The organism is Chryseobacterium cucumeris (assembly GCF_016775705.1).
GTDB classification, from domain to species: Bacteria; Bacteroidota; Bacteroidia; order Flavobacteriales; family Weeksellaceae; genus Chryseobacterium; species Chryseobacterium cupriresistens.
The window spans coordinates 4,055,985-4,073,982 of record NZ_CP068760.1; the positions used below are offsets into that span (position 1 = coordinate 4,055,985).

The following is a 17,998-nucleotide window of genomic DNA, read 5'->3' on the forward strand; positions in this document are numbered from 1 at the left end:
TACATATGAAGAAAATTTCAATTGTAATTCCCGCCTATAACGAAGAAGGAAATGTCGCAATGATTCATCAGAAAATTAAAGAAGTTTTTGATGGCTTAAGAAATTACGACTTTGAAATCATATTTGTCAATGATGGCAGCAGAGATAATACCCAGCAAAAATTAGAAGAACTTTCCAGTCAGTATGATGAAGTGAAATTCATCGAATTTTCCCGTAATTTCGGACACCAGCCGGCTGTAAAGGCAGGTATGGACAATGCCCACGGAAATGCAGTCATTTCTATGGATGGAGATCTTCAGCATCCGCCGGCGCTTATTCCGGAAATGATTCAGAAATGGGAAGAAGGCTATGATGTCGTTTTTACCTTTAGAACGTATCCTAAGGAGATTTCTTTTTTTAAAAGAAAAACATCAGACTTATTTTACAAGCTTTTATCAAGCCTTTCAGATGTTAACTTAACAAAAGGCGGCGGCTCAGATTTCAGACTATTGGATGCCAGTGCAGTTGAAGTGATGAGAAATTTTAATGAAGACGATCTGTTCCTTAGAGGATTAACGAGCTGGATGGGTTTCAAACAAACAGGAATCGATTTTACTGCAGCAGAAAGACTATCAGGGAAAAGCAGTTACAATCTTAAAAAAATGTTTACTTTTGCCTTTACGGGAATCACTGCTTTCAGTGTAAAACCCCTTTATCTGGCAGCATATCTGGGCTTTTTATTCTCAGCGCTTTCAGTAATCGGATATGGAGCCTACGTAATTCATTCATTTATTGCCAAAACAGAGATTTCCGGTTGGGCATCTTTGATTATGACCATTGTTTTCTTTGGAGGACTTCAGCTGATTATCCTTGGTATCATGGGAATTTATTTGGGTAAAATATTTAAACAGGTGAAAGACAGACCTAATTATATTATTAAAAACAAAAATTTTTAAAATGGTTTTATTGAGTTTTGACATTGAAGAATTTGATATGCCATTAGAATATAAGGGTGAAATTCCCTTTGAAAAGCAGATTTCAATTTCACAGACAGGATTGGAGAGAATCCTCAATATCCTTAAAAAACATAATGCCAAAGCTACCTTTTTTTCCACGGTAGTTTTTGCAGAAAACAGCAAGCACCTTATTGAAAGGTTGCTACATGAAGGTCATGAGCTGGCCTCTCACACCTGGTTTCATTCAGAATTTGAAGACAAGCACCTGAAAGAATCAAGAGAAAGGCTGGAAGAGTTATTTTCGACAAAGGTGACCGGATTAAGAATGCCGAGAATGATGCCTGTAGACGAAAAAGAAGTGGAAAGAGCAGGATATTCTTATAATTCTTCTATCAATCCTACGTTTTTGCCTGGAAGATATAATAATTTAAAAGTATCCAGAACCTATTTCAAAGAAGGAAATGTGACTCAGGTGCCGGCTTCGGTTTCTCCTAACTTCAGGATTCCTTTGTTTTGGTTAAGCTTTCACAATTTCCCTTTGTTTTTCTACAAAAAACTGGCTTCGGATTGTCTGAAAAAAGATCAATATCTGAACATTTATTTCCATCCCTGGGAATTTGCAGAAATTAAAGATGATACCTTTAAACTTCCTGGATTTACGGTAAAAAACTCAGGAAAAGAGATGGTGGAAAGGTTTGATTCGTTTGTAGGCTGGCTGAAAGAAAAAGGCCATACATTTGGCACATTTCAGGAATTTCAAAAACAGATCCAACGATGAAGATTGCCTTTGATGCCAAACGGTTTTTCCACAATACATCCGGCCTGGGAAACTATTCGAGAGATCTTGTAAGAATTCTTTCCGAATATGAACCGGAGAATGAATATCTGTTATTGAACAAAAATAAGTCCGAGAGAGGGAAAGATATTCTGGAACGCCCGAATGTTCACTTTATTGAAACCTCAAAAGGAAACTTTTCACGTCAGCTGAAAATGGGTAAAGATGCCCAGAAGCAGGACTCAGATATTTTCCATGGATTATCGGGTGAACTTCCTTTAAAATGGGATTCAAAACCTATAAAAAAGGTCGTTACCATTCATGATCTGATCTTCGTAAGATATCCGCAGTATTATTCTTTTTTTGACAGGAAAATCCATTTCTGGAAATTCAAAAAAGCAGTTGATACCGCTGATAAAATCATTGCGATTTCGGAACAGACCAAAAGAGATATTATTCAGTATTTAAAAGTTTCTGAAACTAAAATTGAAGTCATTTATCAGGGCTGTCATCATGCTTTTAAAGAACAGCAGTCTCCGGAATTGATGAAAGCTGTCAAAGAGAAATTTAAGCTTCCCGAAAGGTTTGTACTGAATGTTGGAACCATCGAAGACCGCAAAAATCTTCTGAATGTTGTAAAAGCGATCAACGGTACAGAAATTCCATTGGTTGTGGTGGGACGAAAAACCGGATACTATCAGAAAATAGAACGCTTTCTGAAAAGAAACAAAATGGAAAAACAGGTGCTTTTCCTTGAAGGCGTTTCTATGGATGAGCTGGCCTGTCTCTATAAACTGGCAGATATTTTTGTTTATCCTAGCTTCTTTGAAGGCTTTGGAATCCCTGTCATTGAGGCACTTTTCTCGAAAACTGTTGTCGTTACTAGCAATACCAGCTGTCTGCCGGAAGCGGGAGGAAAAGACTCTGTGTACATCAATCCGGACAATGATCTCGATATTCGCGCCAAACTTAAATTTCTCTGGGAAAATGAATCCGAGAGAAAACGCCGTGAAGAAAAGGGTTTCGAGTTTGTTCAGAAGTTTAATGACGAACCCATTGCAAAGGAGCTGATAAATTTTTATCAAAAAATTCTCTGAAAAAACTTTGCATTTTAAAAATAAATCCTACATTTGCATCATAATTCAAACAATGAAACCAATATTTTTAGCATTACATCATTATCATCATCATCTCTGCTAGACGGAATTGATTGATATAAGTATGTGCTAAAATCAAAAATAATTAAAACCGTCTGAGTAAATAGACGGTTTTTTTGTTTCCTGAATTCTCCTCAGAAATTTCAACAGATCAGTTTTTATTTGCTCGGACCCAAAAAGGCAAAATGAGTAAATTAAAAATTGCAATCCAAAAAAGCGGCCGGCTGTACGAAGAATCTCTTCAGCTTCTCAAAGACTGCGGAATCTTCGTCAACAACGGTAAAGACCAGCTCAAAGTTTCAGTAGATAACTTTCCGATGGAAATCATGTATCTCCGGAACTCAGACATCCCGCAATACCTCGAAGACGGGGTGGTGGATGTGGCCATTCTTGGCGAAAATCTTCTGGTTGAAAAAGGTAAAAACATCAAAACTATCCAGAAGCTTGGTTTTTCAAAATGCCGTGTTTCACTGGCTGTTCCCAAAGAAATAGAAACTGATGAGCTCTCTTATTTTCAGGGTAAAAAAATTGCGACCTCTTATCCTAACACCCTCAAAAACTTTTTAGAAAACCAGGGAATTGTATCAGACATTCACGTCATTTCGGGTTCTGTAGAAATAGCTCCTAATATCGGTCTGGCGGACGGAATATGTGATATTGTGAGTTCCGGAAGTACTCTATTTAAAAACGGATTAAGAGAAACAGTCACTTTGCTGAAATCGGAGGCAGTTTTGGCTCAAACGCCTCAATTATCAGCTGAAAAAGAAGCCATTCTTGAAAAATTTGTATTCAGAATCAAAGCAGTTTTAAAAGCAAAAAATTCAAAATACATTCTGATGAATGTTCCCAACGAAAAAATCCGGAAAGTAGCTGATGTTCTTCCTGTTTTAAAGAGTCCTACGGTGATCCCGCTTGCAGAAGAAGGCTGGAGCAGTATTCATTCTGTGATTGATGAAGAGCGTTTCTGGGAAGTGATTGATGAACTGAAAGAAAATGGTGCTCAGGATATCTTAATCATTCCAATTGATAAAATGGTTATTTAAAAAAATAAGAATGGTTAATGTTGGCCGATGCAAAGACGCAATAGAATAAAAATTAAGACTGTTTTAAGACGCAAAGATTTTATCTGCGATAAAATTGAATACTGTTTAATACTCACATACTTGCTGAAAATCTAAGATTTTCTTGCGCCTTAAAAAGATATAGGAATTAAAAACTTTGCGCCTTTGCGTAAAAAACAATTAAAAATAATACAATGAAAATATATAGATATCCCACAAAAGACAGCTGGAAAGACTTAGTAAAACGCCCTGTTTTGGAACAGAAAGAAATTTCAGGTCTGATCACAGAAATATTTGCAGAAGTTGAAAAAAATGGTGATAAAGCTTTAATAGAATTCAACAAAAAGTTTGATAAAGCAGAAACCTCAATCTTAAAAGTTTCTGAAATTGAGATCAAGGAAGCAGAAAATCAGATTCAAGATGAATTAAAGCAAGCCATTCAACAGGCGAAGGAGAATATTTCAACATTTCACGCCTCTCAGAAACAGGAGATTCAAAAAATTGAAACAACAAAAGGAGTGGTTTGCTGGCGTGAAAACCGTGCGGTAGAAAGAGTCGGGATTTATATTCCGGGAGGAACAGCACCTTTATTTTCTACTGTTTTGATGCTTGCAGTTCCTGCCAATCTTGCCGGATGTAAAGAAATAGTTCTTTGTACGCCGCCGGATCAAGATGGGAATATTAATCCTGCGATCCTGTATGCAGCAAAGCTTTGCGGTGTTTCAGAAATCTTTAAAACAGGTGGGGCGCAGGCTGTTGCAGCGATGACTTTTGGAACAGAGAGTATTCCGGCTGTCAATAAGATCTTCGGTCCTGGAAACCAGTTTGTTGTAGCGGCTAAAGAATATGCACAACGGTATGGAGTAGCTATTGATATGCCTGCCGGACCAAGTGAAGTTCTTGTGATTGCAGATGAACAGGCTGTTCCTGAATTCTGTGCTGCAGATCTTCTTTCACAGGCAGAACATGGAAGCGACAGTCAGGTAGTTTTTATCACTACAGATCTTAAAGTTTTTAATGAAACAATAAGTGCTGTTGAGCAGCAAATCAAAGAATTACCAAGAAATGAATTTGCGGCCCAAGCCTTGGAAAACAGTTCTTTCATTTTGATCAATACCCTGAAAGAAGCTCTTGAGTTCAGCAATCTTTATGCTCCTGAACACCTTATTCTGGCCATCAATGATTTTGAAAAATATATACCGGAGGTTCAGAATGCAGGTTCGGTTTTCCTCGGAAATTACTCCTGTGAAAGTGCCGGAGACTATGCCAGCGGAACCAATCACACGCTTCCTACCAATGGTTATGCAAAGAATTACAGTGGCGTATCCCTGGATAGTTTTGTGAAGAAAATAACATTTCAGCAACTTTCCAGAGAAGGACTTCAAAATTTGGGAAAAACCATAGAGCTCATGGCTGAAGCAGAAGGTTTGTTTGCTCACAAAAATGCAGTTTCGATAAGATTGAAATAATAAATTGTTGGAAAACGCAAAGACGCAAGAGAATTATAATGAAAACCCTTTTTAAGACGAAAGGATTTTATCTCCGATAAAATTGAATGCCAAATATTTTGATCTCTCACAGATTCTCCAAATGAAGAAGACAAATATAAAAATCTGTGAAATTTATGAAATCTGTGGAAAAAAATAATGACACATCACTTGCTGAAAATCTTTGATTTTCTTGCGCCTTGAAGAAACATAAAGATTAAAAAACTTTGCGCCCTTGCGTTTACCCAAAAAAGAATTTAAACCATTAAGAAAAATGAAACTTTTAAGTAAAATTAAGATTCAAATACATTTGAATTTAGCTCAATGTTTAATAAAGACCGGAAGATATCTTCTTCATTATTCTTAATAACTTAATTCAGCTTAATGGTTTAAAAACGATTTTATATTAATTTTTTTATAAAGAAAGTCAATACAATGAAAAACAACAGTATCAAAACACTCGTAAGAGAAAATATATTACAATTACAGCCATACATCAGTTTCAGGGATCACAATGAATTTAATGCTCCGGTAATGCTGGATGCGAATGAAAGCCCTTTTGGAGAATGCAACCGTTACCCTGATTCTACCCAGAAAAAGCTTAAAAGAAAGCTTGCAGGGATTAAAAAAGTTGCACCTTCACAGATCGCCATAGGAAACGGAAGTGATGAGCTGATAGATCTTATCATTAAAATTTTTTGCGAGCCTAAAAAAGATGCCATTCTGATGATGAATCCGTCCTTTGCGATGTACGGTTTCTATGCAGCAATCAATGAAAATAAAATTCTGAGACTGGATCTGGATGAAAACTTTGAAATCGTTAAAAATGATTTTTTAAAAACAGCAGAAGATCCTTCACTGAAGATTTTCTTTTTATGCTCGCCCAATAATCCTACGGGAAACAGTGTGGATGATATTGAATTTTATATTCAGAATTTCAGCGGAATTGTAGTGGTAGATGAAGCGTATATCGAATTCTCTGGTAAAAAATCAAGTCTTGAGTTGTTGGAAAAATATTCTAACCTGATTGTGCTGCAAACCTTCTCTAAAGCATGGGGAATTGCCGGAGCAAGAGTAGGTATGGCATATGCATCTGAAGAAATTATCAGTCTTATTAATACGGTAAAAGCACCTTATAATGTGAATGTTTTGAGCCAGGAATTGATTTTAAAGACTCTGGCGGAAGAAAACAGACTTCAGGAGAACGTAAGTCGTATTCTGGAAGAAAGAACATGGCTGAAACAGCAGTTTGAAGGAATTCAATGTATTTCAGAAGTCTTTTCAACAGATGCCAATTTCTTTCTGATCAGAATGGAAAATGTTGATAATGTCTATGCAAAAATGCTGGAAGAGGAAGTTTTAACCAGCAGAAGAGATCCGGCCATTCCGGGATGTATCAGGATTAATGTGGGAAACCGTGCCGAAAATGAAAAATTAATTAATCTTTTAAAAAGTATCTAACAATGAAAAAAGTACTCTTTATAGACCGCGACGGAACGCTTATTATCGAACCGCCTACAGATTTTCAGGTAGATTCTCTGGAAAAGCTTGAGTTTTATCCGGGAGTTTTTCAAAACTTAGCAAAAATCGTCAATGAATTAGATTATGAATTGGTGATGGTGACCAATCAGGATGGATTGGGAACTGAGAGTTTCCCTGAAGACGATTTCATAAAACCTCATGAGAAAATGTTGCAGGCATTTGAAAATGAAGGGATCATTTTTAGTGATATTTTGATTGACAGAAGCTTTGAATCCGAAAATCTTCCCACCAGAAAACCCGGAGTTGGAATGCTCGGAAAATATATTTATGGGAATTACGACCTTGAAAATTCCTATGTAATTGGTGATCGAAGTACTGATGTTCAACTTGCTAAAAATCTTGGTACTAAAGCTATTTACCTTAACAAAAACTTAAATAGCGAAGCGGAGCTATCTACTTTAAAATGGTCGGAGATCTATCAGTTCTTAAAATCAGGAATGAGAAAGGCTAAAGTATCCAGAAAAACCAATGAAACAGATATAGAAATTACGGTCAATCTTGATGGAAACGGAAAATCAGATATTTCAACCGGGCTTAAATTTTTTGATCACATGCTGGACCAGATTGCCAGACACGGAAATATGGATCTTACGATTAAAGTGAACGGTGATCTTGCCGTAGATGAACACCACACGATAGAAGATACTGGAATTGTGCTGGGAGAAGCTATTTTAAAAGCCTTAGGAAAGAAAAAAGGTATTGAGCGATATGGTTTCCTGCTTCCGATGGATGACTGTCTTTCTCAGGTGGCTATCGATTTCGGAGGAAGATCATGGCTGGTTTGGGATGCAGAATTTAAAAGAGAAAAAATAGGAGATGTACCTACGGAAATGTTTTTTCACTTTTTTAAATCATTTACAGATGCTTCAAAATCGAATCTGAACATCAAAGCAGAAGGGGATAACGAACACCACAAAATTGAATCCATCTTTAAAGCCTTTGCAAAGGCTGTTAAAATGGCAGTGAATCAATCAGATACTAATTACAGTCTGCCTTCTACAAAAGGAAGTTTATAAATATGATCGCCATAATAAAATACAACGGAGGAAACGTAAATTCCGTTCAGAATGCCCTCAATAGACTGAATGTTGATTCCGTGGTCACCGATGATCCCGAACAGATTTTAAAAGCTGACAAAGTGATCTTTCCGGGCGTGGGAGAAGCTTCATCAACCATGAAACTGCTGAAAGAAAAAGAGCTTGATCTGTTGATTCCTGGTCTTACACAGCCGGTTTTAGGAATATGCCTGGGTATGCAGCTGATGTGCGGGGAAAATGAAGAAGGAGATACTGAAGGAATGGGGATTTTTGATATCAATGTCAGAAAGTTTCCGGCAAAGGATATTGTTCCTCATATGGGCTGGAATACCGTTTCCGGGCAGACTTCGCCACTGTTTTCAGGAATTGAAAAGAGTAGTGATGTGTATTTCGTTCACAGCTATTATTGTGAACTGTCAGACTATACAACATCGGTTTGTGATTATATCCTGCCATTCAGTGCTTCATTGCAGAAAGACAATTTCTATGCAGTACAGTTTCACCCGGAAAAATCGGGAATAGTGGGAAATCAGATTGTTAAGAACTTTATAAATTTATAATCATGAAAATAATTCCGGCTATTGATATTATCGACGGGAAATGTGTCCGTTTGTCAAAAGGAGATTACAATACAAAGAAAATATACAATGAAGATCCTGTAGAAGTGGCAAAAGAGTTTGAAAGCTTTGGGATTCAATACCTTCATTTGGTGGATCTTGATGGGGCGAAATCAAAGCATATTGTCAACCAGAAAGTTCTGGAAAATATTGCCCGTTCTACTTCGCTGCATATCGACTTTGGAGGAGGGCTAAAAACTCAGGAAGATATTGAAACCGCTTTTAATTCCGGTGCAAAACAGATCACTTTAGGAAGTATTGCCGTTCAGGATCCTGAATTTTGTTTTGGAATGATTGAAAAATATGGAGCGGAGAAGATCATTTTGGGTGCAGACTGTGAAAACAGAAAGATTAAAACATCCGGATGGCTGGAAGAAAGCGCTCATGATATCATTGATTTTATCCTTCAGTATCAGGAAAAAGGAATACAGACCGCTATTTGTACTGATATTGCAAAAGATGGGATGCTGGAAGGCCCCTCAACAGGGCTCTATATTGAGATTTTATATAAAACATCTGTTCAGCTGGTAGCAAGCGGCGGTATTTCAGGTATTGCTGATGTCTATAAGATGAAGGATATCGGCTGTGCGGGAACAATCATTGGAAAAGCAATTTATGAGGGAAAAATAAGTTTACAACAACTTCAAAATTTTATTGAAAATGCTTAAGAAAAGAATTATCCCATGTCTGGATATTAAGGATGGAGCGACTGTAAAAGGTGTTAACTTTGAAGATCTAAAAAGTGCCGGAGATCCGGTAGAACTTGCCAAAAAATATGAGCAGGAAGGAGCTGATGAGCTTGTTTTTCTGGATATTACAGCGACCATTGAAGATAGAAAAACATTTGTGGAGCTGGTAAAAGATATCGCGAAAGAATTAAGTATTCCTTTTACAGTAGGAGGCGGAATTTCGTCTGTAGAGGATGTGAGAAAGCTTTTGGAGGCAGGAGCAGACAAGATCAGCATTAATTCTTCAGCCGTAAAAAATCCGGGTCTTATTTCTGATCTGGCCCAAGAATTCGGAAGCCAATGCGTTGTGGTAGCCATTGATACAAGACTGGTGGGAGATAAAGATCTGGTTCATATCAAAGGAGGAAGAGAAGCCACAGCACTTTTAACGATGGAATGGGCTCAAGAAGCAGCAGCATTAGGAGCAGGTGAAATATTGCTGACTTCCATGGATGGTGATGGTACAAAAAACGGTTTTGATATTAGGATTACAAAGCTGGTTTCAGAAAATATAAGCATTCCGGTGATTGCTTCCGGAGGCGCTGGTACCATTGATGATTTTGTTAAAGTATTTAATGAAACAAAAGCTACAGGAGGCTTGGCAGCCAGTATTTTCCACTTTAATGAAATAGGAATTCAGGATTTGAAACAACAGTTAAAAACTCAAAAAATTGAAGTACGATGAAAATAGATTTTAATAAAGATAATGGCCTTGTACCTGTGGTTATTCAGGACAACAGAACATTGCAGGTTTTGATGCTGGGCTACATGAACGAGGAAGCTTTTGAAAAAACACAGGCAGAAGGAATTGTTACTTTTTTCAGCCGTTCCAAAAACAGACTGTGGACAAAAGGTGAGGAATCGGGTAATTTTTTAATGGTAAAAAGTATTGACATCGACTGTGATCAGGATTCCATTTTAATTAAAGCTGTTCCGAAAAATGTGGTTTGTCATACAGGCAGTTTTAGTTGTTTCGGGGAAAAGAATACTAAAGGATTTCTGTATGAACTGGAAGAAAAAATCTCTCAGAGAATAGATACGAAGGCTGAAGACTCATATACTTACTCATTATATCAGAGAGGAATCAATAAAATGGCTCAAAAAGTAGGAGAGGAAGCCGTAGAATTGGTTATAGAAGCAAAAGACAATAATGATGATCTCTTTAAAAACGAAGCTGCAGATCTGCTGTATCACTTTTTAATTTTATTGAAAGCCAAAGGATTTTCAATGGAGGAGATTGAAGAGATTCTTAAAAGCAGGAATAAATAAACAACTTTCTCAACTGTAACAAAAGTAAATATCAAGCCACTAATCCTTCGGAAACGAATATCTATGAAATTAAAATTAACCTTACTTGCAGTTTTGTTTGTTCAATCTGCTTTTGCCCAGAAAAACTGTAACGAACTTTATTCTCAGAAATTTACTAAGCAGCAGCTGGAGCAGGATGTAGACTTTATTAAGGCAAAAATAACCAATGCACACGTCAATCCCTATACAGAAATTTCAAAATCAGAATTTGAAAAAAAATATACAGATATCCGTAATTCTCTGAAAGATGGCATGACGCAGAAGGATTTTTATTACCTAGCAAAGCCTTTGATTGTCACATTGAACGACGAACATAGCTCAATGTCTGACTTTTGTGTTACAGACAGCATTAGAAAAAGCATGAAAGTTTTACCGTTGAAATTCAAATATGAAAATGGCAAAATGCTTCTTACGGAAAACTATTCAGACAGTAAACCTACTATTGGTGACGAAGTGATTTCGCTGAATAATATACCAATTCATGAAGTCCTGGAGACCTGTGCCCAGACTATTCCGGGCGCTAAAGAAGAACGAATACCCATAGCCGTTGATCGGTTTTGGATAATGATTAATAAGTACTGTTACTTTATCACAGATGACTACAACCTGAAGTTTAAAAGCGGTCTGCAAACAGTGGTTAAAAGTATTTCTCTGGAACAGCTGAAAGCCAATGCTTCAAAGTCTCAGCCTAAGAAAAAAGAAGATCTTAAACCTCTTGATTATAAAAAAATAAAGGATTATGCTTATTTGACAGTCAATACTTTTGATGACAGAAATACATTCACTCTGGAAGAATGGAAAACAAAATTGGACAGTATTTTCAGTCAGATCAAAAAAGACAATGCTAAAAATTTAGTCATTGATGTTCACAACAATTCCGGAGGAAATTCTGCGGTTGGAAATTTGCTTATTAACTATTTTTCAGATAAAACGTATTATACTTATCAGGGAAAATTTAAAAAAAGTAAAGAATACGCTGATTATTTAAAAGCAAACAATAAAGAATCTGCAGAATATAGCAAAATAAAAGATGGTGATTACTATCCGATCCGTTCTCGTTCTGTAACAGCGGATGAAAATCCGTTGCGATTCCATGGGAAGACTTATATCATTGTTGGGAAAAATACATTTTCCAGTGCTATGATGTTCAGCGTCATGGTTTTGGATAACAAATTGGCAGAAGTAGTAGGTGAAGCACCTGAAAGAGGACATCCCAATCATTTTGGTGAATTGATTAGTTTTCAGACTCCCAACACCAAACTTGATTTCCTTTTTGGGGTTAAAGAATGGATCAGGCCGGCAGGAAATATATTACCTAACAAGCTTATCCCTATAAAAGGTATTGATTTAAATAACAAAACAAGAGAACAGATTGTTGAAGAACTTTAAAATTCTATGTGGTTGTATTTAATGCATAAAAACAAAACAGCAGGAATAGAATAACCCTGCTGTTTTTTATTATCAATGAATTGATTTCTTATCTTTCAATCATAATATTCTTAACAAGGGTTTCTTCACCCACTTTCAAAACTCCAACATAGATTCCGTTCTGAAGGGATGAAACATTAACCTTTCTTTCGTTATTGACTTTTAAAAGTGACCTTCCCAAAGAATTGCTGATTTCAAAACTGAAATCCATTCCCTTAAAATCCGGTAAGTCAATATTAATTAGATTATTGGCTGGATTAGGATAGATCTTTACAGCTTCCAGTGAATTTTTTGATGCGGGTCTGCTCATGGTAGTTGATGCTGCTGCAAAATGCTGTAGGGCACCCACGGTTGCTTTTCCGATCTTGTATACGTAAACAGGATCCATATTGGTGAAAGTATCCTTAGAACTGTGAGGATAAGTGCTTCTTATCCTTTCAAAAAATCCGGTAATCACTTCACCTTTCTGTTCGAAAGGAATATAATCCGTATCAGCTGCCGGATCTACGGCAGTCAGAAGAGGTGAGTAGAGTGCAGTACAATTTCTCAGTTGTTGTGTGACAGCTGCAGAAGCTGCATTATTACTGGATACTCCTCCCTGATCTTCATCACAATATACGGTGGTATTATTATTTCCTTTCACGCCGCCTACCTGATCCAGATTGAAAACCAGTTTGATATCCAATTTGCGGACACCTCCCTGATATACTACATTATTCACATAATGGCTGCTTCCTTTTAGCCCTTGTTCTTCCCCGGAAAAATGAATGAACTTTATAGAATATTCAGTAGGAACATTTCTCAGAATTCTTGCGGCTTCCAGTATAATTGAAGTTCCGCTGCCATTATCATTCACTCCCGGGCCATAAATGGTATCGAAATGTCCGCAGATAATAACATATTTGTTAGGATAAAGCGTTCCGGTTTTGGTAATAATTAAATTTTTCGAACTGGTGCTTCCAAAGGTAAAAGGACTTTCTTCTATCTGGCTGGCCGTATAACCGTAAGAAAGATACTTGTTTTTGATCCAGTTCAATGTATTGGTATTCGCTACTGAACCTGTTGTTTTTACCCCTAAATTACTAAACTCCTGAAGATTGGTGGTGATATTGGTTTGGGTAACCATATCTGCTCTGTCTTTGTAAGCCTGAATAAAAGTTTGAGCCGCAATACTCTGCATCATCAATGCTGAGCATAAAAGTGTTGTGAATTTTTTCATATATAATATTATTTGGTGACACGAATGTAGTAAATAAATCACAACGAAGTGTTTAATGTGTTAAAATAAAATAATATTTATTATGAATATCATATTAATTATCGTAATTGCCTTATGAATAGTATAATGCAGTTCTGGCAAAAAAAAGACCTTTGAATAGCTTCAAAAGTCTTTTTTTCGTATTGTATACTGGTTTATCTTTCAATCATCACTTTTCTGACAACCTTTTGATCTCCAATTTTTAAAATTCCGATATAAGCTCCGTTTTCCAGGCCTGAAGCATTAATACTTGTTTCATTGTTTCTCCTGAAAATGGAACGCCCCTGAAAATCTGTTATTTCAAAAGTGAAATTTTTAATTCCGGAGTCCGGAAGTTCAATATTGATAACATCTTTGGCTGGATTTGGATAGATTTTCACACTTTCCAACGTATTTTTTCCGATGGTTTCATTCGTTCCCAACGTACCGGTGGCAACGGCGAAATGCTGCAATGCTCCCACAGAAGCTTTTCCTATCTTGTAAATATAAACAGGATCAGTGTTGGCAAAAGTATCATTCACTGTATGTGGATAGGTACTTCTTATTCTTTCAAAAAAGCCTGTGATCACTTCACCTTTTTGTTCAAAAGGAATATAATCTGTATCAGCAGCCGGATCTACGGCAGTCAGAAGAGGAGAGTAGAGCGCTGTACAGTTTCTCAGTTCCTGAGTTACAGCAGCCGAAGCGGCATTATTGGAAGAAAGTCCGCCCTGATCCTCATCACAGTAAACGGTATTGTTGTTATTTCCCATAACACCACCTACCTGATCCAGATTAAAAACAAGTTTAATATCTAAAATACGAACACCGCTCTGATACGCTACATTGTTTACATAATGTTTACTTCCCAGAAGTCCTTGCTCTTCCCCTGAAAAATGAATGAATTTTATAGAATATTCAGTCGGAACATCTTTCAGAATCCTTGCTGCTTCAAGAATAATAGAAGTGCCGCTTCCGTTATCATTGATTCCTAAGCCGGTAATACTGTCGAAATGTCCGCAGATGATTACATATTTATTGGGATATACCGTACCTGTTTTGGTAATAACCAGGTTTTTAGAATTATAACTTCCTGCAGTGAAAGGATCTTCTGTTATTTGGCTGGCTGTATATCCGTAAGAAAGATACTTGTTTTTGAGCCATGTCAGCGCATTGGCATTAGCTGGTGAACCCGTGGTTTTCACCCCTAGATTAGCAAATTCCTGAAGGTAAGTGGTAATATTGGTTTGATTTACCATATCCGCCCTGTCCTGATAAGCCTGAATGAAACTTTGAGCTCCAATACTTTGCATAGCAACAGAAGCGAATAAAAAAGCAGCGATTTTTTTCATTGTATGAGAGTAATGCTGAATATCCTGAATGCAACAGATGCGGAATATTCGTCAGACATTATTGATTAATGATAATTTTTTTTGTGGTATTTCCCTTATCGGTTGTAACAGTAAAAGTATAAATCCCGTTTGTTAGCCCTGATATATTTATTTTTTCCTGATTTTCAAGGTTTAAAACATTATTTCCTGCCATGTCATTGACTTCAACTTTGAAGTGTTTTACTTTCTCCTGAAATTCCACAGTCACAAGATCTTTAGCTGGATTAGGATAGATCCTGATGGCTTCACCTGATTTTTGCACAGAGCTTTCGTTGGTACTTAACAGGTTACTGGATGTAGAGGCAACAGCAAAATGCTGCAAAGCTCCCACGGCTGCTTTTCCTACGTTGAAAACATAGACGGGATCCAGATTGGCAAAAGTATCACTTACGGTATGCTCATTATTACTTTGGATGGTTTCATAAAACCCGGTAATGGTATATCCTTTTGCTTCAAAAGGCATATAATCTGAGCTGTAAGCGTAAGAAAGATTCGTCTGAAGAGGTGAGTAAAGGGTAGTACAGTTCATCAGTTCCTGTGTTACAGCAGTAGAGGCTGCATTGTTGGAAGACACCCCACCAGTATCTCTTTCGCAGGTAATCGTATTGTTGTTATTTCCAATAAGCCCACCTACCTGGTCAATATTTAAAACCAGTTTTATATCCAGAACCTGACTGCCATTCTGATAAGCTACATTATTTACATAATGGTTACTTCCCACAAGCCCCTGTTCTTCCCCGGAAAAATGAATAAACTTGATAGAATATTCCGTGGGAACATTTTTTAATATTCTTGCTGCTTCAAGAATAATGGAAGTGCCGCTTCCATTGTCACTTACTCCAGGGCCTACAATTGTATCATAATGTCCGCAGATAATAACATATTTGTTAGGGTAGACTGTTCCCGTTTTGGTAATAATTAAATTTTTTGAAGTGCTGCTTCCGTAAGTAAAAGAATCTTCGGACATGTTAGTTGCTGTATATCCGTAGGACAGATATTTGTTTTTAAGCCAGTCAAAAGCATTGTTATTGGCTGTTGTACCAGTTTTTTTAATTCCAAAACCTGCAAATTCCTGAAGGTTTGTACTAATATTGGTTTGGGTAACCATATCTGCTCTGTCCTTATAAGCTTGAATAAAACTTTGTGCACTTATATTCTGCAGTGCAATGGATGTGAGCAAAAAAGCTGCAACTTTTTTCATTTTTTGATACTTTCTTTAGAGATTGCTAATATAGCAATAAATCATCATTTATTGTTAATTATTAACTAGAATAGCGCTTATTTGTTTGATTTATCAATAATAATTTATCTTTTTATTAAATTTATTATTGTGATAGATTAAAATTCGCTAAATAAATGAAATTTAGGTAAATTTTTCTTTATTATTGAATATGTTTAATGATAAATTCATCTTTTGTGAATTCTAACTCATAAAGTTTACTGTTGATATGGCAATTAGAATGGAATTTACCATATAAGAAATTGAAAAGTATATAACAAAAAAATCCCGGGAAAACCCGGGACTTATATTGATAACAAAATCTATTCTACATTATTTTACTTGATCTACAACAGCTTTGAAAGCTTCAGGGTGATTCATTGCTAAATCTGCTAAAACTTTTCTGTTAAGTTCGATGTTGTTCTTTTTAAGAGCTCCCATAAATTGAGAGTAAGACATTCCGTGCTCTCTGGTTCCCGCGTTGATACGAGTGATCCAAAGTGCTCTGAAATTTCTCTTTTTCTCTTTTCTACCACGGTAAGCATATTGCATTGCTTTTTCTACCGCGTTTTTAGCTACAGTCCAAACGTTCTTTCTTCTTCCGAAATAACCTTTAGCGTGCTTAAAAATTTTCTTTCTGCGAGCTCTTGAAGCTACGGCATTTACTGATCTTGGCATAATTTAAATTGTTTTTTTGAAAAGGGCGGCAGTGTTATTGCTCTTATTTGCACCGTTTCAGGGTTAAAATTGTGAATTTGTTTGAATTCTTATAAACCGAATATAGATTTATAAAAACTACTTAATTGCTAATTGACGTTGAACGCTTTTCTCATCCACTTTAGCTACGTAAGAAGTAGACGTAAGATTTCTCTTCTGCTTAGTTTCTTTCTTAGTTAAGATGTGGCTTTTGTAAGCGTTTTTTCTTTTGATCTTACCTGTTCCGGTAAGAGCAAAACGTTTCTTAGCACCTGATTTCGTTTTTAATTTTGGCATTGTTTTGCTTTTTTATTGTTTTTGTTATCAATATCTGTTTTGGCTACTCCTAAAGACATTAGGAATAATAGTGTGCAAAATTACGAAAAAAAAGTGATACACGAAAGGAATTTTTAATGTATATCAACAGGAAGGTCTTTTGGGTTGAATTATAAAGGCAAACCCATATCAATACGGATTTGCCTTCAGTGCTATACGTTCATAAAAACGTAATGATGTTCTTATTCTTATTATGATTTAAAAAACTCCAGAAGATCTCTGTTGATGGTTTCAGCCTCTGTAGTTGGCATTCCGTGTGGAAAACCAGGATAGGAAATCAGTTTTCCGTTTTTAAGAAGGGTAGCAGCTACCTTGCCTGTGGTTTCAAAAGGTACAATCTGATCATCTTCGCCATGCATTACCAATACCGGAACTTCTACGCTTTTAAGATCCTCGGTGAAATCTGTCTCAGAGAATGCTTTCACACAATCATAATGTGCTTTGATAGAACCGCTCATTCCCTGTCTCCACCAGTTTCTCTGAATACCTTCAGAAACTTTGGCTCCTTCTCTGTTGTATCCATAAAAAGGGAAGGTAATATCAATGAAAAACTGCTGTCTGTGTTTTGCCGTATTGTTTCGGATATCATCAAAAACGGAAATAGGAACTCCATTCGGGTTATTCTCATTCTGAACCATAATAGGAGTTACTGCACTTACCAGAACAGCTTTTGCCACTCTTCCGTTACCATGCTTTGCTACATAGCGGATCACTTCACCGCCTCCTGTAGAATGTCCTACATGAATCACATCTTTTAAGTCCAGCGCTTCAACAATTTCTGCCACATCAGAAGCATAAGTATCCATATCATGTCCGTAAGGAGTCTGTTCGGATCTTCCGTGGCCTCTTCTGTCATGAGCAATTACTCTATAACCCTGTTCCAGAAAGAAGAACATTTGGGCATCCCAGTCATCACTCGATAATGGCCATCCGTGGTGAAAGAAAACCGGTTGTCCTTTCCCCCAATCTTTGTAATAAATTTCTGTTCCGTCCTTTAATGTAAGTGTGCTCATTGTTTCTTTTTTTAATATTAATAAATAGTGT

The 17,998-nt window shown here is 36.7% G+C and carries 18 protein-coding genes; 12 read left to right on the forward strand and 6 right to left on the reverse strand.

Going from position 1 to position 17,998, the window contains the following annotated elements:
* Nucleotides 1-5 precede the first annotated feature (5 nt).
* From JNG87_RS18075 to JNG87_RS18130, 12 genes are all read left to right on the forward strand, one after another.
* Entirely contained in the window at nucleotides 6-935 is a 930-nt protein-coding gene (locus tag JNG87_RS18075; RefSeq protein WP_202840130.1) for a glycosyltransferase family 2 protein, read from the forward strand.
* A gap of 1 nt (nucleotide 936) precedes the next feature.
* Nucleotides 937-1,713 carry a polysaccharide deacetylase family protein gene (locus JNG87_RS18080; RefSeq protein WP_202840131.1) on the forward strand — a complete coding sequence of 259 codons (777 nt, stop codon included), beginning with the start codon at nucleotides 937-939 and terminating at the stop codon, nucleotides 1,711-1,713.
* Entirely contained in the window at nucleotides 1,710-2,807 is a 1,098-nt protein-coding gene (locus JNG87_RS18085) for a glycosyltransferase family 4 protein (protein WP_202840132.1), read from the forward strand. Before JNG87_RS18080 ends, JNG87_RS18085 begins: the two co-directional genes overlap by 4 nt.
* A 245-nt stretch (nucleotides 2,808-3,052) precedes the next feature.
* Nucleotides 3,053-3,910, forward strand: coding sequence for an ATP phosphoribosyltransferase (gene hisG, locus JNG87_RS18090; protein ID WP_202840133.1), 858 nt, complete (start codon nucleotides 3,053-3,055; stop codon nucleotides 3,908-3,910).
* A 212-nt stretch (nucleotides 3,911-4,122) separates the two neighbouring features.
* Nucleotides 4,123-5,397, forward strand: coding sequence for a histidinol dehydrogenase (hisD, locus tag JNG87_RS18095; RefSeq protein WP_202840134.1), 1,275 nt, complete (start codon nucleotides 4,123-4,125; stop codon nucleotides 5,395-5,397).
* A gap of 453 nt (nucleotides 5,398-5,850) precedes the next feature.
* The gene (hisC, locus tag JNG87_RS18100; RefSeq protein ID WP_202840136.1) at nucleotides 5,851-6,876 is read left to right on the forward strand and encodes a histidinol-phosphate transaminase; all 1,026 of its coding nucleotides are present in this window, start codon (nucleotides 5,851-5,853) and stop codon (nucleotides 6,874-6,876) included.
* Nucleotides 6,877-6,878: 2 nt separating this feature from the next.
* Entirely contained in the window at nucleotides 6,879-7,973 is a 1,095-nt protein-coding gene (gene hisB, locus JNG87_RS18105; protein WP_202840138.1) for a bifunctional histidinol-phosphatase/imidazoleglycerol-phosphate dehydratase HisB, read from the forward strand.
* Nucleotides 7,974-7,975: 2 nt separating this feature from the next.
* On the forward strand, nucleotides 7,976-8,554 hold the full coding sequence (hisH, locus tag JNG87_RS18110) for an imidazole glycerol phosphate synthase subunit HisH (protein ID WP_110008807.1): 579 nt from the start codon (nucleotides 7,976-7,978) through the stop codon (nucleotides 8,552-8,554).
* Nucleotides 8,555-8,556: 2 nt separating this feature from the next.
* Nucleotides 8,557-9,279, forward strand: a complete 723-nt coding sequence (gene hisA / locus JNG87_RS18115) for a 1-(5-phosphoribosyl)-5-[(5-phosphoribosylamino)methylideneamino]imidazole-4-carboxamide isomerase (protein WP_137904062.1) — start codon at nucleotides 8,557-8,559, stop codon at nucleotides 9,277-9,279.
* On the forward strand, nucleotides 9,272-10,024 hold the full coding sequence (gene hisF, locus JNG87_RS18120) for an imidazole glycerol phosphate synthase subunit HisF (RefSeq protein WP_202840140.1): 753 nt from the start codon (nucleotides 9,272-9,274) through the stop codon (nucleotides 10,022-10,024). Before hisA ends, hisF begins: the two co-directional genes overlap by 8 nt.
* The gene (hisIE, locus tag JNG87_RS18125) at nucleotides 10,021-10,608 is read left to right on the forward strand and encodes a bifunctional phosphoribosyl-AMP cyclohydrolase/phosphoribosyl-ATP diphosphatase HisIE (protein ID WP_202840142.1); all 588 of its coding nucleotides are present in this window, start codon (nucleotides 10,021-10,023) and stop codon (nucleotides 10,606-10,608) included. The genes hisF and hisIE overlap by 4 nt, the downstream gene beginning before the upstream one ends.
* Before the next feature lie 63 nt (nucleotides 10,609-10,671).
* Nucleotides 10,672-12,036, forward strand: a complete 1,365-nt coding sequence (locus JNG87_RS18130; protein ID WP_202840144.1) for a S41 family peptidase — start codon at nucleotides 10,672-10,674, stop codon at nucleotides 12,034-12,036.
* An 88-nt stretch (nucleotides 12,037-12,124) separates the two neighbouring features.
* On the opposite strand, the gene JNG87_RS18135 is transcribed toward JNG87_RS18130, so the two are convergent.
* The 6 genes from JNG87_RS18135 to JNG87_RS18160 form a co-directional block, all read right to left on the reverse strand.
* Nucleotides 12,125-13,294: a M28 family peptidase gene (locus tag JNG87_RS18135; RefSeq protein ID WP_202840146.1), complete on the reverse strand. Its 1,170-nt coding sequence runs from the start codon at nucleotides 13,292-13,294 to the stop codon at nucleotides 12,125-12,127.
* 194 nt (nucleotides 13,295-13,488) lie between these two features.
* Complete coding sequence (locus JNG87_RS18140; protein WP_202840148.1) at nucleotides 13,489-14,664, reverse strand: M28 family peptidase; 1,176 nt, start codon at nucleotides 14,662-14,664, stop codon at nucleotides 13,489-13,491.
* Between the two features lie 58 nt (nucleotides 14,665-14,722).
* Nucleotides 14,723-15,904, reverse strand: coding sequence for a M28 family peptidase (locus tag JNG87_RS18145; RefSeq protein ID WP_202840150.1), 1,182 nt, complete (start codon nucleotides 15,902-15,904; stop codon nucleotides 14,723-14,725).
* Nucleotides 15,905-16,255: 351 nt separating this feature from the next.
* Nucleotides 16,256-16,600 (reverse strand): 50S ribosomal protein L20, encoded by a 345-nt coding sequence (rplT, locus tag JNG87_RS18150; protein WP_002979659.1) that lies wholly within the window; start codon nucleotides 16,598-16,600, stop codon nucleotides 16,256-16,258.
* A gap of 117 nt (nucleotides 16,601-16,717) precedes the next feature.
* Nucleotides 16,718-16,915: a 50S ribosomal protein L35 gene (gene rpmI / locus JNG87_RS18155; RefSeq protein WP_034694453.1), complete on the reverse strand. Its 198-nt coding sequence runs from the start codon at nucleotides 16,913-16,915 to the stop codon at nucleotides 16,718-16,720.
* A gap of 230 nt (nucleotides 16,916-17,145) precedes the next feature.
* Complete coding sequence (locus tag JNG87_RS18160; RefSeq protein WP_076594815.1) at nucleotides 17,146-17,967, reverse strand: alpha/beta fold hydrolase; 822 nt, start codon at nucleotides 17,965-17,967, stop codon at nucleotides 17,146-17,148.
* Nucleotides 17,968-17,998: the final 31 nt, after the last annotated feature.